The organism is Nocardioides sp. S5 (assembly GCF_017310035.1).
Taxonomy (GTDB): Bacteria; Actinomycetota; Actinomycetes; order Propionibacteriales; family Nocardioidaceae; genus Nocardioides.
In genome coordinates this window covers 880,406-901,726 of sequence record NZ_CP022296.1, presented here as the reverse complement: position 1 = coordinate 901,726, position 21,321 = coordinate 880,406, and the positions used below count along the sequence as shown (strand labels likewise).

The window sequence follows — 21,321 nt, the reverse complement described above, 5'->3', positions numbered from 1 at the left end:
CCCGGGTAGACGGCCGACGTCCGTCGGCCGGTTTCGGTGGAGTCCGACCCGGAGGTCGGAGGAGGTCAGAGCTGCTCGTCCTCGATGAACGCGTCGTCGTCGTCGTCGCCGTAGGCGGCGAGGGCGGCGTGCGGGTCGAAGCCGGGCGCGCTGTCCTTGAGCGAGAGGCCCATCTCGACGAGCTTGGCCTTCACCTCGTCGATGGACTTGGCGCCGAAGTTGCGGATGTCGAGCAGGTCCTGCTCCGAGCGCGAGATGAGCTCGCCCACGGTGTGGATGCCCTCGCGCTTGAGGCAGTTGTAGCTGCGGACCGTGAGCTGCAGGTCCTCGACCGGCAGGGCCAGGTCGGCGGCGAGCTGCTCGTCGACGGGCGACGGGCCGATGTCGATGCCCTCGGCCTCGACGTTGAGCTCACGGGCCAGGCCGAAGAGCTCGACGAGCGTCTTGCCGGCCGAGGCGATCGCGTCGCGGGGACGGATCGACGGCTTGGTCTCGACGTCGATGACGAGCTTGTCGAAGTCGGTGCGCTGCTCGACTCGGGTGGCCTCGACCTTGTAGGTCACCTTCAGCACGGGGCTGTAGATCGAGTCGACCGGCATGCGGCCGATCTCGTTGTCGGCGCCCTTGTTCTGCACAGCGGAGACGTAGCCGCGGCCACGCTCGACGACGAGCTCCATCTCCAGCTTGCCCTTGTCGGACAGGGTGGCGATCTTGAGCTCGGGGTTGTGCACCTCGACACCGGCGGGCGGGGTGATGTCGGCGGCGGTGACGTCACCGGCACCGGACTTGCGCAGGTACATCACGACCGGCTCGTCGTGCTCGGAGGAGACGACGATGCCCTTGAGGTTGAGGATGATCTCGGTCATGTCCTCGGTGACGCCCTCGATGGTCGAGAACTCGTGGAGGACGGAGTCGACCTTGATGCTGGTGACCGAGGCACCCGGGATCGAGCTGAGGAGCGTACGACGCAGCGAGTTGCCGAGCGTGTAGCCGAAGCCGGGCTCGAGGGGCTCGATGACGAACCGCGAGCGGAACTCGTCGACGGTCTCTTCCGTGAGGGTCGGGCGCTGAGCGATAAGCACGGAGTTCTTCCTTTCCGGATCCACCCGCTATATGACGGATCCGAACATGGTGAGGAGGGCGGAGAAGAGGAGTGTGGAGAGGGGCGTCGGTGGCCGTCCGAGAGCTCGGACGACCACCGACGGTGACTCACTTCTTGGAGTAGTACTCGACGATGAGCTGCTCCTGGACCGGCACGTCGATCTGTGCGCGGACCGGGACCTGGTGCACGAGGATGCGCATCCGCGAGGGGATGACCTCCATCCACGCGGGCGTCACGCGCTCGCCGTGGGTCTCACGGGCCACGATCAGCGGCGTGAGCTCGAGGGACTTCTCGCGCACGTCGATGATGTCGTGGTCGCTGACCTGGTACGACGGGATGTCGACCTTCTTGCCGTTGACCAGGAAGTGGCCGTGCACGACGAGCTGGCGGGCCTGGCGACGCGTCCGGGCGAAGCCGGCGCGGTAGACCACGTTGTCGAGGCGGCACTCGAGGAGCTGCAGCAGGTTGTCGCCGGTCTTGCCCTGGCGACGGCTGGCTTCCTTGTAGTAGCGGACGAACTGCTTCTCCATCACGCCGTAGGTGAAGCGAGCCTTCTGCTTCTCACGGAGCTGCAGCAGGTACTCGGACTCCTTGATACGACCGCGGCCGTGCTGGCCGGGGGCGTAGGGACGCTTCTCGAAGGCAGCGTCGCCGCCGACGAGGTCGACACCGAGACGGCGCGACTTGCGGGTCATGGGGCCGGTGTAACGGGCCATGTCAGTCTCTCTTTCTCAGTCTCGGGTCGGTCAGACGCGGCGGCGCTTGGGCGGCCGGCATCCGTTGTGGGGGGTGGGCGTGACGTCCTGGATGGTGCCGACCTCGAGGCCGATGGCACCCAGCGAACGGATCGCGGTCTCGCGGCCCGACCCCGGACCCTTGACGAAGACGTCGATCTTCTTCATGCCGTGGTCCATGGCGCGGCGGCCGGCGGCCTCCGCAGCCATCTGCGCGGCGAAGGGGGTGGACTTGCGCGAGCCCTTGAAGCCGACGGTGCCGGCAGAGGCCCACGAGATCACGGCGCCGGTGGGGTCCGTGATGGTGACGATGGTGTTGTTGAACGTGCTCTTGATGTGGGCTTCGCCCTGGGCGACGTTCTTCTTCTCCTTGCGGCGGACCTTGGTCGCGCGGCTCTTGGGAGGCATTCACTAACTCCTGATGAGGTCTGGTCGAAAAGCTTCTGGGAAGGGAGCGGGGATCACTGCGCCGGGGCGCAGGTCACTTCGCCTTCTTCTTGCCGGCGACGGTGCGCTTCGGGCCCTTGCGGGTGCGCGCGTTGGTCTTGGTGCGCTGACCGCGGACCGGGAGGCCCATGCGGTGGCGGCGACCCTGGTAGCTGCCGATCTCGATCTTGCGGCGGATGTCCGCCTGGACCTCACGTCGGAGGTCACCCTCGATCTTGAAGTTGGCTTCGATCTCGTCGCGAAGCTTGACCAGCTCCTCGTCACCGAGCGTGTGGACCCGGGCGTTCGGGTCGACGCCGGTGGCGGCCAGGAGCTGCTGGGCGCGGGTACGGCCGATGCCGTAGATGTAGGTGAGTGCGATCTCGATGCGCTTGTCGCGCGGGAGGTCAACACCAACGAGGCGTGCCATGTGGCGGTTTCCTTGTCTGTTCTCGCTGTGGTTTCTGGTCGTGTCGCGTCCCATCCCGCCTCGGGTGGGCTCCGGCCACTGCTCCGGAGGTGACTTCGGTCAGGTGGTGCCCGACCTAGCGATCACGTTGTGTGTAGTTGTGTTGCCTGGTCCTGCTGGGGTTCAGGCCCGCTTGCCGCAAGCGGCTGCGCGGCTCGCTCGCTGCGCCCGGGCTGCGCCCGGTCTCAGCGACCTCGCATCAGCCCTGCCGCTGCTTGTGGCGCGGGTTCTCGCAGATGACCATGACCCGGCCGTGACGGCGGATGACCTTGCACTTGTCACAGATGGGCTTGACGCTGGGGTTGACCTTCATGTCAACGAATCCTTGCTACTCGGCTGGACTGTCACTTGTAGCGGTAGACGATCCGACCCCGGGTGAGGTCGTACGGCGAGAGCTCCACCACCACGCGGTCCTCGGGGAGGATCCGGATGTAGTGCTGGCGCATCTTGCCGCTGATGTGGGCGAGCACCTTGTGCCCGTTGGCCAGCTCCACGCGGAACATGGCATTGGGAAGGGCCTCCGTGATGGTGCCCTCGATCTCGATCACGCCTTCTTTCTTCGGCATGTCCTCCACAATCTGTTGCAGTGCTGTTTGATGATGCTCGGTGTCTACCGGTGGCCCGGGAACCGCCCGGGCCCCCGCGAGCGGGTGTACCGGTGGACCTCGTGGGCGGATCCGCAGAACCTCATCCCGGGCACGCGACCGAGCCGTCTGGGACGAGTCGGTCGAGGTCCGGGCAGCCGCGAGGCGCCACGAAGCACAGCCCACGTTGGGCCGACGAGTCAGTTTAGTCAGGCGCCCTGCGAGAACGCCAATCTGCGAGGCGCCGCCCCCGTCCCGCCGCCGAGGCGACACGCCCGGGCGCGGGGGCGTCGGTCGCCGACTCGGCGGGGTCCGGGTCGGACGGCGACGACGATGTACGCCGCAGAGAGCGCAGGCTGATCGCGGCGCGCACCCGCTGCCAGCGGCCGACGTCCTGCGACATCGCGCGCCGCTCGGCGTCGACCGACTCCCAGTAGGTCGCAGCGGCCGAGGCCTCCGGGATGCTGGGTCCGAAGACGAAGCTGTCGGCACGTCGCGCCAGTGCCCCGGCCTGACCCGAGACGATGCCGGCGGACTGCTCGCGGCGGGTCACCGTCGGACCGAGCGGGACGACCTGGCCGAGGTCGCGGGCGTGGTCGACCAGCTCGCGCCAGGCGCCGACGAACCGTGCGGAGGGCGAGTCGGCACTGCGGCGCCGGTGACGACGCCACGCCTTGAAGCCGACGACCGCGCCCAGCAGCAGGACGAGCAGCAGCAGCGGCCCGCCGACATAGGTGACGACGATCCCCAGCCACCCGGGCAGGTCGGCGATGAGGCCCTCGTCCTCCTCCTCGGCCTTCTTGCGGGTGGCCTTGCGCTCCTTGAGGTCGGCGTCACTCTGCTCGCCGGCGTCGCTCGGCGGCGGGATGGGATTGGGCGGCGGGATGACGGTGCCGGACATCGGGGTGTTGGTCTCCGGCACCTGGTCGGCCGGCGGCGTCCTCGACATGAAGGCGTCGGTGGGCAGCGTCTTCCACGACCCGTCGGCAGCACGCAGCTCGACCCACGCCGCGACCTCCTGGCCCGTGATGCGCCCGCCCTCGGGCACCTCGGCCCCGAGCACGACTCGCGCCGGGACGCCGATGTCGTTGGCGATCAGCGCCATCGTGGCGGCGTACTGCTCGTCGTTGCCGACGATCTGCGGGGCGTTGACGAACTCGTCGGACAGCCTGGACACGCTGTGCCCGGCGACGTAGATGCGCTCGGTGCGCCCCACCCCGTCGGAGTACTTGCCCTCGGTGCGCAGGTGCTCGGCGGCCGCCAGCACGCGGTCCATCGGGTCGGTGCCGGCAGCCTCGGTCCACTTCTCGGTGGGCCCCTGGATGAAGGCGGCGCCGGGCGGCAGCGGCCACGACTGCTCGGCCGAGCCGACCGTCTCGTCGGTCAGCTCGTCGTCAGGCTGCACGGCGGTGAAGGAGTAGGTGTCGCCGGGAGCGAGGCCGCTGGGGACCACCGCGGTGGAGGTGGCGAGGTTGTAGCGGAAGATGTCGGCCTTGGCGCGCGCGTCGGCGGTCTCGAACCGCATCGACTGCAGCGCGCCCACGGTGGGGAGCCACACCCCGGTCCAGCCCTCGCCGAGGGTGACGCTGACCTCGACCTCGTCGCCCTCGACGGGGTTGTCGATGGTCGAGGAGACGCGCTGGAAGGAGTCGTCGGCCGGACCGGGCAGCGCGTTGTCGCTCGCGCCCCACACCATGCCGTCGTAGCGGTCCATGGTCGCGAAGCGCACCAGCGTCCCGGGCTCGACGCCGTCGACGTCGAGGAGGACCTTGTCGTAGACGTTGCCCGGCAGGTTCCGGCCCTGGAGGTCGACGTACTTGCGGAACCCGGCCAGCGGGGAGGGGTAGCGGCCGATGTCGAAGGGCGGCTCGACCCAGTTGCGGGCCACCGCCCGCTCGTCGCCGACCCAGCCGCTCGCCGGCAGGGCGAGCGCCGCCGCGACGACCAGCATCGCGACCGCACCGGCGCTGCGGAGCCACGACGTGCTGCCGCCCTGCACCGCGGCGCTCGCCCGGCGCGCGCGCAGCGCCAGCCAGGCCAGTGCCAGCCCGGCGAAGACCGAGCCCTGCAGCAGCAGCGACTGCGGGTGGCGTACGCCGAGCACGATGGCGCCGGACAGCACGACGGTCATCCCGAGCACGGGCAGCGCCGCCGACAGCCACGCGCGGCGGACCGGGAGGTGGGCGAGCGCGAGCCCGACCAGGCCTGCGAGCAGGCCCGACATCCACGGCAGCACCAGCAGCGGACCGTCTCCGTCCACCGGCGGAAGCGTGGTGAGGAGGTCCTTCCAGCCGAAGACGGCCTGGTCGGCGACCCGGGCGAGGGTCGTGGCGCCCGGGAGGACCGAGGTGTCACCCAGCGAGCGCAGGCACAGCGGTCCGCCGAGCAGGAAGAACAGGCCCAGGCAGATCACCACGGCCGAGATGACTGGCCAGCCCGCGGCGCGCGTCAGGTGCGTCACCACGACGGAGATGACGACACCGAGCACGCCCACGACGAGGTACGCCGACCCGGTGAAGGAGGTGCCGAGGGCGGTGAGCGCGACGGCCGCGAGGGCGATCGTGAACGCGATGTCGGTCCACGCGTGCCGGTCGGGCAGGAGCGCGTGGGGACGCACGCGGGTGCGGGTCCCTGTGGCGCCGGAGCGTCGGGGGCTGTCGGTCATCGCACGCTCCATCGCAGCAGGCCACCGAGGTCTTCCTTGGCGGCGAGGTGCAGGACGGGGAGGCCACCGGTCTCGGTGACCCGGCTCGCGCCGTCGGGCTCGACGACGATGCCGAAGCGGCGCACCTCCGGTGGGAACGCCGCGGCCGCACGCAGGAGGTCGGTGAACTCCGTGGCGCTGCCGCCGACGAAGAACGCCAGGCTGGTGTCGGGCGCCAGCATGCTGGCCTGGCGACCGGACTCCACGACGCCGCGGGGGCCGAAGTCGGCGCGGCACACCGCGTCGAGGGCCAGGTGGCCGTCGGAACCGGACGAGGCGTGCGACCCGCAGACGAAGGAGACGTCGAACTCGTCGAGGACGGCGCGCACGGCGATGGACGCCGCGACCGCCATGGCGGTCTCGAAGTCCTCGGGGTCGCCCCAGGACGCGAGCCGGTCGTCGACCACGATCGTGGCGTGGCTGCGCCGGGTGTCGAGGTACTGGCGCACCAGCAGGGCCGACTCCCCCGTCGACGCCATCACCTTCGCCGACGAGCGCCAGTGGATGTGGCGCAGGTCGTCACCGGGGACGTACTCGCGCAGCGCGTGGAAGGCGAGGTCGCTCTGGCTGACCGCGTCGGTCGAGACGCCCTCGAGGTCGCGCAGCAGGCCGGCGCCCAACGACTCCATGGGCACCAGGTGCGGTCGCACGAGCACCTCGCGCACGGGCGTCCAGACCACGTCGCGCGAGAAGATGCCGACCGGGTCGCCACGACGGGTCATCGCCGGCCCCACCGGGATCACGCCGCGCCGCTCGGTGCGGATGGTGAAGGACTCCTCGTGGGTGGCACCGGGCGCGAGCGAGCTGATGCCGTAGCGGTGGACCGCCGAGCCGACCGGCACCTCGAGCGTCGTCGGGACCAGGCGCGAGGACGCCCGGTTGGTCACCGCGACCCCGGCCGCCACGGACTCCCCCGCCGCCACCCGCTCGGGCTGCAGGCGCAGGTCCACCGCGACCGCCGTCCCACCGAGCAGGAACGGCAGCGCGAGCACCAGCAGGGCGAGGCACGCCACGGACAGCACGGCGAGCTCGCGCCACTGCGCGACCCCGGCCACGACGCCCGTGCCGAGCCCGATCACGAGGAGCAGCCAGCCGACCGGCCGGACGACCTCGAGTGCCTGGGTGATGCGCTTCATCGACTCCTCAGGCCCCCACGCGGTCCGTCGGCGGCGCGACCGCGTCGAGCAGCCGCGAGATCACGGTCTGCACGTCGACACCGCTGAACTGCGCCTCGGCGTCGAGCAGCACGCGGTGCGAGAGCACCGGCTCGGCGAGGTCCTTGATGTCGTCGGGCACGACGTGGTCGCGTCCGTCGGCGGCCGCCCAGGTCTTGGCGACGCGCACGAAGGCCAGGCAGCCCCGGGCCGAGAGCCCGAGCTTGACGTGGGGCTGGCGGCGCGACTCCTCGGCCAGCTCGGCGACGTAGCCGATGACGGCCGGGTCGACGTAGACCTCGTCGGCCAGTCCGCTCATCTGGGCGATGGTCGCGGCGGTGATCACCGGCGTGACCAGCGCCGCGCGGTCGCGCACCGCGGCGTTGTTGAGCAGCTCGACGGTGGCCTGCCGGTCGGGATAGCCGATCGAGCTCTTCATCAGGAAGCGGTCGAGCTGGGCCTCGGGCAGGCGGTAGGTGCCTGCCTGCTCGATCGGGTTCTGGGTGGCGATCACGAGGAACGGCTTGCCCACCGGGTGCGCGACGCCGTCGACGGTGACCTGCCCCTCCTCCATCACCTCGAGCAGCGCCGACTGGGTCTTGGGCGAGGCGCGGTTGATCTCGTCGGCGAGCACGATCGTGTGGAAGATCGGCCCGGCGTGGAACTCGAAGGTGCCCTTGTGCTGGTCGTAGACCGTGACCCCGGTGACGTCGGAGGGCAGCAGGTCGGGCGTGAACTGGATGCGCGCGTGACTGCCCTGCACGGTGTTGGCGAGCGCGCGGGCCAGCATCGTCTTGCCCGTGCCCGGGAAGTCCTCCAGCAGGATGTGGCCCTCGGAGAGCAGGCAGGTCAGCGCCAGGCGTACGACGTGGCGCTTGCCGAGCACCGCCTTCTCCATGTTGTCGGTGAGCTGGTCGAAGGTGGACTTGAACCACTCGGCCTGTTCGTGGCTGATCGTCATGCTGCTCCTGTTGCAGGTGGTGGTGAGGTCTGGGTCGGCCTCAGTCGGCGGGCCAGCTGAAGGTCGACGCGGCTTGCTTGCCGTAGAAGCCGGTCCCCTTGCAGAAGACCGTGACGGTGCCGGACGGGTAGTACCAACTCGTCTGCTGGGTCACCGACCCGAAGAACGTCGCGTTGAAGCTGTAGGTCTTGCTCCAGTTGGGGAACCCGTTGTTGGCATTGTTGCTGACCGCGCAGGTGAACGGCTCGAAGAAGCCGGAGACGGTGAAGTCGACGAAACCGCACGTGGCCACCTGGCACGGGTAGTCCTTGTTGTCCCAGCAGTTGTTCTTCGGGTCGTTGTCACCGTCGTTGCACTTGAGGCCGCGCGAGGCCGAGACGCCGGGTGGTGGCGCATCGCTCTTCGCCTCGTCCTCCGCATAGTCACCGCCGCGGTTGGCGGGCGAGGTGTCCTCGAGCCACAGCTCGAGCTTCACGTCCTGGGCGAACTCATCGGTGGTGATCGTGATGGGTTGGCTGAAGGACCCGACGCCGGTGAGGTTGATGAACTGGTCGGCACCGTTGTTGACCTGGTAACGCAGACGGGCGGCATCACCGTTGCTCGAGCCTGTGGCCGTCCACGTGACGGTCTTGCCGTTGACCGTCGAGTTGTCGAGGTCGCCGAGCATGCCGTCCAGCCGGCCGTAGGTCTGCACGTTCTGGACCCCGCTCAAGGTGCAGCCCGAGGGAGCATCCTCGTTGCACACGCGCAGCTGGACCGGGTAGGGCTGCTCGTTGCCCGGCGTGGGGATCCTCGCGGACGCCGGACCCGTCTGCTGGTTGAACGTCCTGACCACCAGCCCGGCGACCAGGATCTCCACCTTGCTCGTGCTGCCGCGGGAGTCCGGCACCGTGTAGGAGACCTCGGCCTCCTGGTTGGCGCCGGTGGGCGTCACCTGGAAGGCCCCCCACGCGGCGGGTCGCCCGACGGCCTCGATGGCGGTGCTCGCGCTGGGGACCGACTTGTTGGTGATGTTGGCGGCCACGACCCGGTAGGTGTAGGTGAGACCGTCGTAGGGGATACCGCTGTGGACGCACGTCAGGGAGGTGATCCCCTGGCACCCCGGCACGACGGCGGACGTGGCGCCGTTGTTGTAGCTCACCGAGTAGACGGTGGGCCCCGGCCCCTCGGGCAGCACCGACTGCCAGGAGATGCGGAGGTCGGTCTGGTTCGGGCCCGACTCGAGGTCGGCGACGGCCGGCGCTGCCGGGGCCGGCGGCGTGCCGAGCGGCTGGAACTCCGGTGACTGCCGCACCCCGGAGTAGTCCACCTCGTTCTGGGCCTTGACGAAGAAGACGTACTTGGTGTTGTTGTCGAGCCCGGTGGCGACGAAGCGGGGGGAGTCACCGGGCACCGTCACGCCGTTGGGGCTGCCGACGTAGGTGATCGTGTAGTCGATGATCTTGGAGGTCGCGGTGGACGGCTTGTCCCACACGATCGTGATGGTCCCGTCGCCACGGTCGGTCATCCGGATGTTCTGCACGCGCCCGGGAGCGGTGTCGGCCTGGGCGGTCTGCGAGAGGTCGCTCCACTCGCTCGCGCCGACGCGGTTGACCGCCTTGACCCGGAAGTTGTAGTTGCGCCCGTTCTTCAGGTTGCGGAAGACGCACTCGTTGGTGTCGCAGCGCTGCTCGTCCTTGGACTTCTCCTCGCGGACGACGTAGTGGAGGACGGGCGCGCCGCCGTCGTCGTCCGGCGGTGCCCACGCCATCTCGACCGCCCCGGACCGGGTGGCGTCGCGGTAGGGACGCGGGGCACCGGGGGCCTCGGGCACGCCCACGACCTGGAACTCGATGCGCCCCTCCGCGCGACGCGAGCTGGGCGGGTCGTCGGTCGACACGTCGCTGACCACCAGCCGGAAGCTCGCCCGCACGCCGCGCGTGTCCTCGTCCGCTGTCAGCGTGAGCCGGCTCCCGTTGATCGAGGCACGTACGCCGGGACTGCCGGTGTTGTCGACCGTGACGATCCTCGGGTCCGGGTCGGCCACCCCGGCCTCGAGGTAGGAGGCGATGTCGAAGGTCCGACTCTGCCCGGCCTCCATCGTCTCGACCTTGATGGGGAGCAAGCGCGGCGCCGGGGCCTGGGCCAGGCGGAAACGCACCTCCTGGGTGTTGCTCCCCTCCGCCTGCACGGTGAGCACGGCCTCGCCGCCCTCGGTGGCGGCATCGGCCACCGTGATCGCGACAACGGACCCCTCGGGGTCGCCGACGTCCACGCCGTCGATGTCCTGGGACCACTCAGCGCTGTAGGACAGGCCCGCGACGTCGCGGGGGTCGGGGGTCGACACGGTGCAGAAGGTGGCGATGTCGAGGTCGTAGCGCTGGCCCGCCGTGATGGGCACCACCGTCGTGGGGCACTCGAGCGTCGGGGTGTCGTCGCCGACCTGGACCGGGATCGACAGCAGGACCGTCGCCCCGTCCTCCGTGGTCGAGGTGTCCTCGTTGCCGCTGGCGTCACGCGCCGAGGTCACCTCGACGAGCAGCGCTCCCGGGCCCCTGAAGCCCGCAGCCGCGGACAGCGAGAAACGGTTGTCGCCGTCTGGGCCGACCTGCAGCTCCTGCGGCGATGCCGAGTAGGAGCGGCGTCCGGACGCCAGGCGTACGTCGGCACCGTCGGGCGCCGCGACGTGGTCGGAGATCCTGCCGGTCACCGTCTCGCCCGCATCGAGCACGATTCGGGCGTCGGGCAGGACGTAGGGCAGGCCGTTGCCGGTGGGCGGGATGTAGACCGACGCCACGGCGATCGCACCGTCGGCGTCGCGCACCTCGAACGGCAGCACCTTCGGCGCCTCGCCACGGTTCGCGCGGACCTCCACCCCGTCGACGACACGGGCGGACGGATCCCCGGCCACGCCGGTCACCTCGAGCGACTCGGCGGCACCGTCGGGGTCGTAGGCGCCCTCGAGCACGTCGACCACGACGCTGCCACTGTCGTCGGCGCGACCGAACGCGTCGTAGACGATCGGCGGGTTGTTGAAGTCGTCGGCCGTCTGCAGGGTCATCGTCGAGCGTGACTCGCTGAGGCCGTTGGTCACCCGGTAGACGAGGACCGTGGGTGGGGCGTCGAGCGTGTCCGGCGCCGGCACCGTGACGAGGTTGGTCCCGGGATCGAGGCGAGCGCCTTCGGGCTTCTCGAGCAGCTCGATCTCCACGGAGTCACCCGCAGCGATGAAGTCGTTGGCCAGCGGGTCGAAGGTCGCCGTGCGGCCGGGCTCGACGGTGAGCCTGTCCTCGACGGCCAGCGGCGGCTGGGGCTGCCCCGGCTCCACCACCGCGACGCGGACGGTGCCGGTGGCGAAGGCCCCCTGGGCGTCGACCACGGCGTAGGTGAACTCGTCGGTGCCCGCGGTGCGCGGGTAGGCCTGGTACTCGAGGAAGTTGCCGCCGTAGGACACGATCCGGCCGAGCCGCGGCGCGGAGGTGATGCCGGTGACGGTGACGGGGTCGCCGTTGCGGTCCACCCCGACACCGGGCACGCGGATCTTGACGTCGTCGCCGGAGACCACCCGACCCTCAAGGGTCGGCGGCTCGGGCGGGTCGTTGGGGTCGTCGGCGGGGACGACAGTGACCTGCAGGCGGCCGTTGGCACGCTCGCCGTCGAGGTTCTGCGCAACGTAGGTGACGGTGTAGGTGTCACGCTCCTCGACCTGCTCGGGAGCGACGTAGCGCACGACGCGGCCCGACACGAACGCCTTGCCGACGTCGCCGGTCACGTCGATCGGCGCGACCACCTCGAGCTGGCCGGGGGTGGGGCCGTCCACCAGGTCGCCCAGCAGCGTCAGCCGGTCGCCCGAGGGCGACACGTCGTTGTCGAGCACGGGCGCGGAGACCGCTGCTCCCGCGCGCACGACCACCCGGTCGGCGACCGTGATGGGCGTGTTGTCTGCCGGCTTGGGGCGCTGGGTCACCACGACCTCGCCGCGTACGCCGGAGCTGGCGCCGTTGCTGATCGTGTAGGAGACGGTCCGCGTCATGGACCCCGCGTCCGGGCGGAGCGCCGAGATCCGCAGCCAGCGGCCGTCGATGATCGCCACGTCGAGGTCACCGACGCGGTCGGCAGCCGCACGCTGCACCACCAGCAGGCCGCCGGCCGGGTCGAGGTCGTTGGCCAGCACGTCCACGATCCCCGGGGCCTGGCCGTAGATCGTGAGCGTGTCGGGCATCGCGATGGGCTCCGCGGCCCGTTTGGGCTTGGGCTTCACGTCCACCCGGATGGTGCCCAGGTCGAGCGGGGCGTTGCCGTAGCCGGCGTTGTAGCTGACGAAGAAGGTGCCGGCACGCTCGCCGGTGAACGTCAGCTGGCCGGCGTCGAGGTCGGCGACGATCTTCGCGCCGGGCTGCTGGGGCACCTTGCCGCCGAGCGACAGCTCGGCGTTGGGAGTGTTGGGGTCCGAGCCGGGCAGGTCGTTGAGCAGGGGGCGGATCTTGATCGGCCGGCCGACCTCGCCGCGCACCACGTCGGGCTCGGCGGTCGGCGCGAAGGCCTTCTGGTCCTTGGGCGCCTGGACCTGGAAGCCGATGGACTTGCGGACCGGTTCGGAGCGGCCGTCCGTCACCGCGAACTCCACGCGCACCAGCTGCTGGGAGTCGGCGGCGGTCCGGGGCGCGGTGAAGCGGATCCGCCCGTCGGCCGTGGTCCGGGCGGACGCGCCGGACTCCTCGCCGCCGACTGCTTTCGCCGAGTCGAGGAGCAGGGTGTCGCCATCGCTGTCGTCGCGCCAGTCGGCGAGGACCGGGACGGAGAGGGCGCCGCCGTGCGGGACCTTGTAGGTCGGCTTCTCGTAGCCCTCCCGCAGCTCCGGCGCCTCGTTCTGCAGCTCGCCGCGCACCCTGACCTCGACGCTGGCGTTGTCCGAGACACCGTTGCGCCCGTCGTCGATGTAGTAGTCGAAGGTCGCGGGCCGCGCGTCCTCGGGCATCTGCAGCACGAGCGTCTGGCCGTCGGGACTGATCTCGACCCGAGCCCCGCCGCTGGGCTGGTCGACGTCGACGATGCTGAGGATCCGGCCCTCCGGGGCGGAGTCGTTGTCGAGCGGGTGCAGCACGGTGGTGCGCCCGGCGCGTACGCCGTAGGAGTCGGGCTCGGCCCGGGGTGGGCGCCGGTCGGCGTCTGTCTGGTTCTCGTTCTCGTTCTCGTCGTCCTGGTTCTTCTTCTTCGACGTGAAGGCTTCCCAGTTGTCGATCCTGGCCGGACGGTCCTGCTGGACGTCCCACACCGTGCCGCTGGTGGCGTCGTTGAGCACGATCTCGCCCCGGTTGACGCGGAAGGCGAGGCTGGTGGCGTCGCCACCGAGGGCGTCCTGGTTCACCTCGTCCGACCCGCACTGGACCGCCACCGCACCCTTGCCGCCCGACCAGGCGCCGAAGACGCAGGCGCCGAGGCGTACGGGCTCCACGGGCACGCCGGACCTGTCCGAGATCGAGGTGACGTCACCGGAGTCGAGGTCGACGCCCAGCAACCCGTCGGGGGCACCCACGAGCACAGCGTCGGCGGAGGGTCCGGCCTGTTGCAGCACGCTGTCGGCGGGCACGGTGGTGGTCGCGCCGTCGACGACGCTGAGCACGCCGGCGTCGGCGTCGAGGGTGACGATCCGCTCGCCGACCGTGGTCACGTGGCTGACCTGGCCGGCCCCGCCGGGGAGGTCGCCGGTGTCGGGCTCGGCGAACCCGGCGTCGCGGGGAGCCACCGTCGTGACGGTGCCCTCCTCCGAGGAGGTGACGACGATCGTGCCGTCCTGGGCGACGGCCAGCGCGGCCCCCTCGCCGACCTCGGCGATCGGGTCGGCCTGGCGGTCGACGGCGCTCATCACCGGCTTGCCGAGCTGGTCGTCGTAGCGCACGGCCCAGAGCTGCCCGGTCTCCGCGTCGACGCTGGCCAGGGTCGAGCCGGCCATCTGCACGTCGCCCACGGTGGGGATCGCGGCGGTGCCGCCGTCCTGGGACTCCAGCTTGCTGGTCTCGATGGCCTGGCCGCGGCTGGCGTTGAGGTTGAGGCTCACGACGGCGGCACCGTCCTGGACGACGTCGAGGCGTGTCCTGCCCTCGGGGCTCGGCACGACTCCGTCGAGCTGGTTGATCGGCTTGTTCAGCCGGCCCGACCAGCCCTTCTTGCCGTTGACGACCCAGATGCCGCCGTCGTTGAGCTCGGCCTCGTGCTTCTTGTACCCACTCGCCGTGACGGCGTAGACGACGACCGCGCCGGTCGCGATGGTGAGCGCGACCCCCGAGGCGATGCCCACCCGGTGCCGGCGCACGAAGGACCCACGTGCCACGCCATTCCCCCTTGGCCACACCCGTTGACGTGCGCCCGCCGCAGTCAACCACAGGAGGGTAAGTATGCAGCCCAGATTTCGACAAGTCGGGACCTCCTGCGGCGGACATGGGCGATAGGTGATGATGGAGCCGTGGGCGTGCACGAGGGGAGCCGACGTTGATCGTGGAAGCGAGGTACACCGGGGGGACCGGTGTGCTGCTCGGCAGTGGCGCCCACTGGGTGCTGATGACCGACCCCGGCGACGAGCAGGTCGTGGAGGAGGTCTGGGAGGCCCTGTCGATGACCGCACCGTCCGGGGCCGGGGCGGTCGAGCGCGTGCTGGCGATCGTCGAGAAGGCGTTCGCCGGGGACCCTCCGGGCCTCGCGGTCGTCGACTTCACCTCCGGTGCCTCCACGACGTTGTCGCGCGGCGCCGGGCACGTGCGCCTGTCCGGCCCGGCGCGGGTCCTGAGCCTGGACGCCGGGGCCGACCCCGACGGCCTGTCGAGCACCCGGCGCCTCGTGGGTGGCGTCGTCGCCGCCGATCGCGTCGAGCTGCGGCCGCTGTCGGTCCGCACGGCCCCGCCGCTGCAGCCCCTCGAGGCGGCAGCGGCTCCCGCCCCCGCCGGCGCGCCCCTCATCGACGGGATCCCGGCCGCGATCCTCGCCGCGAAGGGCCCTGACGGGCCCCCGCCGCGCACCCGGACCCTGCGACCGGCGCAGGACACCGGATCGCTCACCGACACCTCCGAGCCCGACCCCCTGCTGATGCAGCGGATCGACGAGGGCGCCCACACCACGATCCGGCCGGCCTCCGCACCTCACACCACCCCCGAGCCCGACGACCACGACGGGTCCACCACCTTCCGTCCGGCCCACCTCTCCCACCCGACGGCGCCCACGGTGCTGGCGGTGAGCTGCCCGCTCGGCCACCTCACGCCCCCGGCCTCACCGCAGTGCCGCGTCTGCCACCAGCGGGTCGCACCGCAGGAGCCGCGACGCGTGGACCGGCCGCCGCTCGGCGGGCTCCGGCTGCCGACCGGGGAGGTGGTGCCGCTCGACCGTGGCGTCATCCTGGGCCGCAAGCCGGCGCCGGCACAGGACAGCACCGACTGGCCGCACCTGGTGCACCTGCCCGCCGACCACTCGTTCGTCTCGCGCCGGCACCTGCAGATCGAGCTCGACGGCTGGGACGTGGTGGCCCGCGACCTCGACAGCCGGGGCGGCACCACCATCGCCCCGCCGGGCCGTGAGCCGCAGCGCATGACGGCCGGCGATGCCTACGTGCTCGAGGCAGGTACGGTCCTCGACATGGCGCACGTCTACGCGGTCCGCTACGAGACGGGGGCGACCGCCCGGTGAGTGCTCCGGTCATCCCCGGGTTCGCATTCGTCGAGCACCTGGGCAGCGGCGGCTTCGCCGACGTGTTCCTCTACGAGCAGCAGTGGCCGCGCCAGCGGGTCGCGGTGAAGGTCGTGCGACCCGACGTGCCGCTCACGGACCGGGAGAAGTACCTCTTCACCGCCGAGGCCAACGCGATGGCGCGCCTGGCCGACCACCCCTACATCGTCTCGGTGATCACCGCCGGAGTGACGGCGGAGGGCGGCCGACCGTTCCTGGTCATGCGCTACTGCCCGCCGCCCGACCTCGGGATCCGCGTGCGCTCCAACCCGATGGCGCCGGTCGACGCCGTCGCGACCGGCATCAAGCTGGCCAGCGCCATCGAGACCGCCCACCGCTCGGGCATCCTGCACCGCGACATCAAGCCGAGCAACGTGCTCGTGACGACCTACCACGAGCCGGCCCTCACCGACTTCGGCATCGCGGGGCACATGGCCGACGTCGAGGGCGACAACGACGTCCGGATCTCCTACCCCTGGTCGCCGCCGGAGCTCCTCGACGGCCGCTCCAACGGCTCGGTGGCCTCCGACGTCTACTCGCTCGGCGCCACGATCTGGCACCTGCTCGTGGGGCGCTCACCCTTCTCCATCCCCTCCGGCGACAACTCCACCCGGGCCCTGAGCGCACGCATCCTGCACGCTGCTCCCCCGGCCACCCAGCGACCCGACGTGCCGCCCGCCCTCGACCGCCTCCTGCAGCAGTGCCTGGCGAAGCGGCCCGAGCACCGGCCCTCCAGCGCGTTGGAGCTCGCCCGCGCGTTGCAGCGCATCGAGTCGGCCGCGGGCTGGGCGCGCACCGCGGTCGCGGTGGAGGGCGACCGGCCCGACTCCTCGGTCGCCGCACCCGAGGTCGCGGAGGCTCCCGAGGACGCCACCGCGATGAAGCCGGTGACCGTCATCTCCGCCAGCGGCCCGCGCCGCATCGCCCCGCAGGTGCCGGCACCGCTCGCCGAGGAGGACGAGCAGGACCGCAGCCGGGTCTCGGGCCTGGTGTGGGCCGGGGTCGGTGCCGCCGTGCTCGCACTGGTCGTGGGCTACCTGGTGCTCGGCGGCGGGGGTGATCGCGAGGAGGACCCGGGAGTCGTGCTCCCGACCGACTCCCAGACGCCCAGCGCCGTCGTGCCGGACGTGCTGACCGAGGCACCGGGCCTGACCGGGGAGCGTACGCCGCGCGGTGTGCTCTTCGAGTGGCGTCCACCGGTCCCCCCCGAGCCGGGCGACTCCTTCAGCTACCACCGCGACGACACCGGCGCCTACGGCAGCACCACACGGCAGCAGCTGCTGGTGCGCACCGACGAGCCGATCTGCCTCGACGTGCGGATGACACGGGGGTCGGACAACTCCCCCACCGCCAAGGAGTGCGTCACCTGAGCGACGGGTGACGTGCCACCGGCCCGGGCGCTCGTGGTGAGCGCGCCGGGCCGGCTGCGTGGAGCTGCGTCAGGGCGTCAGTCGTCCTGGAAGTCGCGGCGCGGACCCGACTTCGCGTCCTGCTCCTCCGCGGACATCCTGCTGGAGGCCCACAGGGACAGCACGGCGGTGATCGCCAGCGTGGCGATGATGACCACGAGCGAGAGCCAGATCGGGATCTCGAGCCACGTGTAGTCGAGGTGCTCACCACCGTTGATGAACGGCAGCTCGTTCTCGTGCAGGGCGTGCATGAAGAGCTTCACGCCGATGAAGGCCAGCAGGAACGCCAGGCCGTACGACAGGTAGATCAGGCGCTGGAGCAGGCCACCGATGAGGAAGTAGAGCTGGCGCAGGCCCATCAGCGCGAAGATGTTGGCCGTGAGCACCAGGTAGGGCTCCTTGGTGATGCCGAAGATCGCCGGGATCGAGTCCAGCGCGAAGAGCAGGTCGGTGGTCCCGAGCGTGAGGATCACGATGAACATCGGGGTGATCATGCGCTTGCCGTTGTCGACGGTGAACAGGCTCTTGCCGTGCCACTCCGAGGTGGCCGGGAACCGGCGCTCGATGAAGGCGACGAGCTTGTTCTCCTCGAACTCGTCCTCGTCCTCGTCCTCGGCACCCTCCTTGGCCAGCTTGACCGCCGTGTAGACCAGGAAGAGGCCGAAGAGGTAGAAGATCCAGCTGAAGTTGCTGATCGCAGCGGCGCCCACGGCGATGAAGATCGCGCGCATGGCCAGCGCCATCACGATGCCGATCATCAGGGCGTACTGCTGGAGCTCCCGGGGCACGGCGAACTTGGCCATGATGATGATGAAGATGAAGAGGTTGTCGATCGAGAGCGAGTACTCCACGAGCCAGCCGGAGTAGAACTCCAGGGCCGACGTGCCACCCGAGGTGTACCAGACGCCGAGGCCGAAGAGGACGGCCATGCCGACGTAGATGGAGAGGTAGGTCGCGCACTCCTTCATGCTCGGCTCGTGCGGGCGGCGCCCGACGACGGCAAGGTCGAAGGTGAAGATCGCGAGGGTCACCACGGCCGTGGCGATCCAGACCCAGGTGGGGACATCCACTCTGTTGCTCCTTGGGATCGGGTGGGGTACGGGTCCGCGCAGCACGCGGACGCCGGAGGTCTCTTCCGCTCGCGTCAGCGCGAACCAGTGGCACCGGGCCCCGCTCGCGCAAGGGCCGTGCTGACGACACCACCACTACGGGGAATACTCCCCTCCAACCCGCCCAGTCTTCCACGCACCCGCGACGGCACGCGAAATCCCGGTCAGCGTCCGCCGAACGGGACGCCCAGCGCTGCGAGCCGCTGCTCGCCACCGTCGACGGCGGTGAGCACCCACGTGCCGGCCGGCGTGACGGTGAAGGTGTGCTCGAAGTGAGCGGCGTACGAGCCGTCGACCGTCGCGACGGTCCACTCGTCCTCGAGCAGGTCGGTGTGCTTGCTGCCGAGCGTCACCATCGGCTCGACAGCCAGCGCCAGGCCTTCGACGATCGAGGGGCCGCGGCCGCGTCGACCGACGTTCGGCACGTTGGGCGCCATGTGCATCTCGGTGCCGATCCCGTGGCCGGTGTAGTCCTCGAGGATGCCGTAGCGCCCCTCGGAGCGGACGTAGGACTCGATCGCGTGGCTGATGTCGCTCACCCGCCCGCCGAGCCTGGCGGCGGCCATGCCGCGCCACAGCGACTCCTCGGTGACCCGCAGGAGCTCGCGCACGTCGTCAGGGACCTCGCCGACGGGGACGGTGATGGCCGCATCGCCGTGCCAGCCCTCGACGATCGCCCCGCAGTCGATGGAGATGACGTCACCCTCGGCGAGCGCGCGCGAGCCGGGGATGCCGTGCACGACCTCGTCGTTGACCGAGGCGCAGATCGTCGCCGGGAAGGGCGGGTGGCTGTAGCCCTTGAACGACGGGACGCCGCCGCGGTCGCGGATGTTGGCCTCCGCCAACGTGTCGAGCTCGAGCGTGGTCACACCGGGACGGACCGCTGCGCGCAGGATCTCGAGGGTCTCCCCCACGAGGCGGCCCGCGACCCGCATCAGGTCGATCTGCTCGGCGGTCTTGATCTCGATCCCGCGGTCGCGGAAGCCCACGGCAGGCTCAGCTCCGCGGGATCGCGTCGAGGGCGGCGAAGATGCGGGCCGTCACGTCGTCGACCTCACCCATCCCGTCGACCTCGATGAGGATGCCGCGCTCGCGGTAGACCCCGATGAGCGGCTCGGTCTGCTCGGCGTAGACCTCCTGGCGACGCCGGATGACGTCCTCGGTGTCGTCGGTGCGACCGTCGGTCTGTGCCCGCTGGAGCAGACGCTGCACGAGCTCCTCGGGGTCGACCGTCAGCACCACGACCGCGTCGAGCTGGTGGCCGGTGAAGCCGATCATCCCGTCGAGCTCGGTGACCTGCGCGAGGGTCCGCGGGTAGCCGTCGAGCAGGAAGCCCGGCCGGGCGTCCTCCTCGTCGATCCGGTTGCGGACCATGTGGTTGGTGACCTCGTCGGGGACGTACTCACCGGCGTCCATGTAGCGCTTGGCCTCCACGCCCAGGGGCGTGCCCTGGGAGACGTTGGCCCGGAAGATGTCTCCGGTGGAGATGGCCGGCACGCCGAAGTGGTCGGCCACGAAGCGGGCCTGCGTGCCCTTGCCCGCACCCGGCGGGCCCATGAGGATGAGTCTCATCTACTTCAGGAATCCTTCGTAGTTTCGCTGCTGGAGTTGGCTCTCGATCTGCTTCACCGTGTCGAGCGCGACGCCGACCATGATGAGGATCGAGGTGCCTCCGAACGGGAAGTTCTGGCTGGCCTCGATCGCCGCGAAGGCGATCAGGGGCACGAGCGAGATCAGGCCGAGGTAGATCGCTCCAGGGAACGTGATGCGGGACAGGACGTAGGACAGGTAGTCCTCGGTCGGCTTGCCCGCCCGGATCCCGGGGATGAAGCCGCCGTACTTCTTCATGTTGTCCGCCACCTCGACAGGGTTGAAGGTGATCGAGACGTAGAAGTACGTGAAGAAGATGATCAGCGCGAAGTAGGTGATCATGTAGAGCGGGTGGTCGCCGCCCACGAGGTAGGTGCCGATGAAGTCCAGCACGGGGTTGCTGCTCTCGGGGTTGAACTGCACCGCCATCGCCGGCAGGTAGAGCAGCGACGAGGCGAAGATGACCGGGATGATGCCGGCCTGGTTCACCTTGAGCGGGATGTAGGTCGAGTTGCCGCCGAACATCTTGCGCCCGACCATGCGGCGGGCGTACTGCACCGGGATGCGGCGCTGCGCCTGCTCGATGAAGATGACGGCCGCGACGAGGATCAGGCCGATGACCATCACGACGCTGAAGACGAGCCAGCCCTTGGAGGTCTGGACGCCCCACAGCGCCGCCGGGAAGGTCGCGACGACCTGCGTGAAGATCAGGATCGACATGCCGTTGCCGATGCCGCGGTCGGTGATGAGCTCACCGAGCCACATGATGACGGCCGTGCCGGCGGTCATGGTCACGACCATGACCAGGAACGTGCTGGTGGTGTCGTCGTGCAGCAGGTCACGGGTGCAGCCCTGCAGGAGGGCGCCGTTGCGCGCGAGGGCCACGATGCCGGTCGCCTGGAGGACGGCCAGGCCGAGCGTCAGGTAGCGGGTGTACTGGGTGATCTTGGCCTGACCGGCCTGACCCTCCTTCTTCAGCGCCTCGAGCCGTGGGATCACCACGACGAGCAGCTGCAGGATGATCGAGGCCGTGATGTACGGCATGATCCCCAGCGCGAAGATGGTGAGCTGGAGCAGCGCACCACCGGAGAAGAGGTTGATGAGGCTGTAGAGCCCGCCCTCCTCCAGCTGGCTGATGCAGGCCTGGACGTTGGCCACGTTGACACCCGGGGTGGGCACCTGCGAGCCGAGCCGGAAGATCGTGATGATCAGCAGCACGAACAGCAGCTTGCGCCGCAGGTCCGGCGTCCGGAAAGCGTTGGCGAACGCGCCTAGCACTGGTTCCTCTTTCGTAAGGGTGCCCAACCAGGATCGGCGGGCGGACGAGGGTGCCGCACCGTTGCACGGCGCGGAGCCCGGGGAAGCCTAACAGTCGGGGTCGGACCCG

16 protein-coding genes are annotated in these 21,321 nt (G+C 70.4%); 2 read left to right on the top strand and 14 right to left on the bottom strand.

Going from position 1 to position 21,321, the window contains the following annotated elements; translation table 11 throughout:
- Nucleotides 1-65: 65 nt before the first annotated feature.
- The 10 genes from CFI00_RS04505 to CFI00_RS04460 form a co-directional block, all read right to left on the bottom strand.
- The gene (locus tag CFI00_RS04505; protein WP_056599781.1) at nucleotides 66-1,082 is read right to left on the bottom strand and encodes a DNA-directed RNA polymerase subunit alpha; all 1,017 of its coding nucleotides are present in this window, start codon (nucleotides 1,080-1,082) and stop codon (nucleotides 66-68) included.
- 127 nt (nucleotides 1,083-1,209) lie between these two features.
- A complete protein-coding gene (gene rpsD, locus CFI00_RS04500) occupies nucleotides 1,210-1,818 on the bottom strand; it encodes a 30S ribosomal protein S4 (protein WP_207084076.1) in 609 nt (202 codons plus the stop codon).
- Between the two features lie 30 nt (nucleotides 1,819-1,848).
- Nucleotides 1,849-2,244, bottom strand: a complete 396-nt coding sequence (rpsK, locus tag CFI00_RS04495; protein WP_056906616.1) for a 30S ribosomal protein S11 — start codon at nucleotides 2,242-2,244, stop codon at nucleotides 1,849-1,851.
- A gap of 73 nt (nucleotides 2,245-2,317) precedes the next feature.
- Entirely contained in the window at nucleotides 2,318-2,692 is a 375-nt protein-coding gene (gene rpsM / locus CFI00_RS04490) for a 30S ribosomal protein S13 (RefSeq protein WP_056599771.1), read from the bottom strand.
- A 238-nt stretch (nucleotides 2,693-2,930) separates the two neighbouring features.
- Complete coding sequence (gene rpmJ, locus CFI00_RS04485; RefSeq protein ID WP_004008316.1) at nucleotides 2,931-3,044, bottom strand: 50S ribosomal protein L36; 114 nt, start codon at nucleotides 3,042-3,044, stop codon at nucleotides 2,931-2,933.
- Nucleotides 3,045-3,075: 31 nt separating this feature from the next.
- Nucleotides 3,076-3,297, bottom strand: coding sequence for a translation initiation factor IF-1 (gene infA / locus CFI00_RS04480; RefSeq protein WP_129474469.1), 222 nt, complete (start codon nucleotides 3,295-3,297; stop codon nucleotides 3,076-3,078).
- Nucleotides 3,298-3,520: 223 nt separating this feature from the next.
- Nucleotides 3,521-5,980 carry a transglutaminase-like domain-containing protein gene (locus CFI00_RS04475; RefSeq protein ID WP_207084075.1) on the bottom strand — a complete coding sequence of 820 codons (2,460 nt, stop codon included), beginning with the start codon at nucleotides 5,978-5,980 and terminating at the stop codon, nucleotides 3,521-3,523.
- The gene (locus CFI00_RS04470; protein ID WP_207084074.1) at nucleotides 5,977-7,155 is read right to left on the bottom strand and encodes a DUF58 domain-containing protein; all 1,179 of its coding nucleotides are present in this window, start codon (nucleotides 7,153-7,155) and stop codon (nucleotides 5,977-5,979) included. The genes CFI00_RS04475 and CFI00_RS04470 overlap by 4 nt, the downstream gene beginning before the upstream one ends.
- A 7-nt stretch (nucleotides 7,156-7,162) precedes the next feature.
- Nucleotides 7,163-8,134, bottom strand: coding sequence for a MoxR family ATPase (locus CFI00_RS04465; RefSeq protein WP_207084073.1), 972 nt, complete (start codon nucleotides 8,132-8,134; stop codon nucleotides 7,163-7,165).
- A 40-nt stretch (nucleotides 8,135-8,174) separates the two neighbouring features.
- Nucleotides 8,175-14,444, bottom strand: a complete 6,270-nt coding sequence (locus CFI00_RS04460; protein WP_207084072.1) for a fibronectin type III domain-containing protein — start codon at nucleotides 14,442-14,444, stop codon at nucleotides 8,175-8,177.
- A 164-nt stretch (nucleotides 14,445-14,608) separates the two neighbouring features.
- Between CFI00_RS04460 and CFI00_RS04455 the strand changes: the two genes are divergently transcribed.
- Complete coding sequence (locus CFI00_RS04455) at nucleotides 14,609-15,787, top strand: FHA domain-containing protein (RefSeq protein ID WP_242532838.1); 1,179 nt, start codon at nucleotides 14,609-14,611, stop codon at nucleotides 15,785-15,787.
- Entirely contained in the window at nucleotides 15,784-17,196 is a 1,413-nt protein-coding gene (locus CFI00_RS04450; RefSeq protein WP_207084070.1) for a serine/threonine-protein kinase, read from the top strand. Before CFI00_RS04455 ends, CFI00_RS04450 begins: the two co-directional genes overlap by 4 nt.
- 77 nt (nucleotides 17,197-17,273) lie before the next feature.
- Here CFI00_RS04450 and CFI00_RS04445 read toward each other — a convergent pair whose 3' ends face one another.
- From CFI00_RS04445 to secY, 4 genes are all read right to left on the bottom strand, one after another.
- Nucleotides 17,274-18,305, bottom strand: coding sequence for a TerC family protein (locus CFI00_RS04445; protein ID WP_207084069.1), 1,032 nt, complete (start codon nucleotides 18,303-18,305; stop codon nucleotides 17,274-17,276).
- A gap of 203 nt (nucleotides 18,306-18,508) precedes the next feature.
- Complete coding sequence (map, locus tag CFI00_RS04440; protein ID WP_207084068.1) at nucleotides 18,509-19,333, bottom strand: type I methionyl aminopeptidase; 825 nt, start codon at nucleotides 19,331-19,333, stop codon at nucleotides 18,509-18,511.
- 7 nt (nucleotides 19,334-19,340) lie between these two features.
- Complete coding sequence (locus CFI00_RS04435; RefSeq protein ID WP_207084067.1) at nucleotides 19,341-19,916, bottom strand: adenylate kinase; 576 nt, start codon at nucleotides 19,914-19,916, stop codon at nucleotides 19,341-19,343.
- Complete coding sequence (secY, locus tag CFI00_RS04430) at nucleotides 19,917-21,212, bottom strand: preprotein translocase subunit SecY (protein WP_207084066.1); 1,296 nt, start codon at nucleotides 21,210-21,212, stop codon at nucleotides 19,917-19,919.
- Nucleotides 21,213-21,321: the final 109 nt, after the last annotated feature.

Excerpts from the sequence above, each read along its gene's own strand:
- rpsM (WP_056599771.1), bottom strand. The coding sequence starts at position 2,692 with ATGGCACGCCTCGTTGGTGTTGACCTCCCGCGCGACAAGCGCATCGAG.
- CFI00_RS04435 (WP_207084067.1), bottom strand. The coding sequence starts at position 19,916 with ATGAGACTCATCCTCATGGGCCCGCCGGGTGCGGGCAAGGGCACGCAG.
- CFI00_RS04470 (WP_207084074.1), bottom strand. The coding sequence starts at position 7,155 with ATGAAGCGCATCACCCAGGCACTCGAGGTCGTCCGGCCGGTCGGCTGG.
- rpsK (WP_056906616.1), bottom strand. The coding sequence starts at position 2,244 with ATGCCTCCCAAGAGCCGCGCGACCAAGGTCCGCCGCAAGGAGAAGAAG.
- infA (WP_129474469.1), bottom strand. The coding sequence starts at position 3,297 with ATGCCGAAGAAAGAAGGCGTGATCGAGATCGAGGGCACCATCACGGAG.
- CFI00_RS04475 (WP_207084075.1), bottom strand. The coding sequence starts at position 5,980 with ATGACCGACAGCCCCCGACGCTCCGGCGCCACAGGGACCCGCACCCGC.
- rpsD (WP_207084076.1), bottom strand. The coding sequence starts at position 1,818 with ATGGCCCGTTACACCGGCCCCATGACCCGCAAGTCGCGCCGTCTCGGT.
- CFI00_RS04465 (WP_207084073.1), bottom strand. The coding sequence starts at position 8,134 with ATGACGATCAGCCACGAACAGGCCGAGTGGTTCAAGTCCACCTTCGAC.
- rpmJ (WP_004008316.1), bottom strand. The coding sequence starts at position 3,044 with ATGAAGGTCAACCCCAGCGTCAAGCCCATCTGTGACAAGTGCAAGGTC.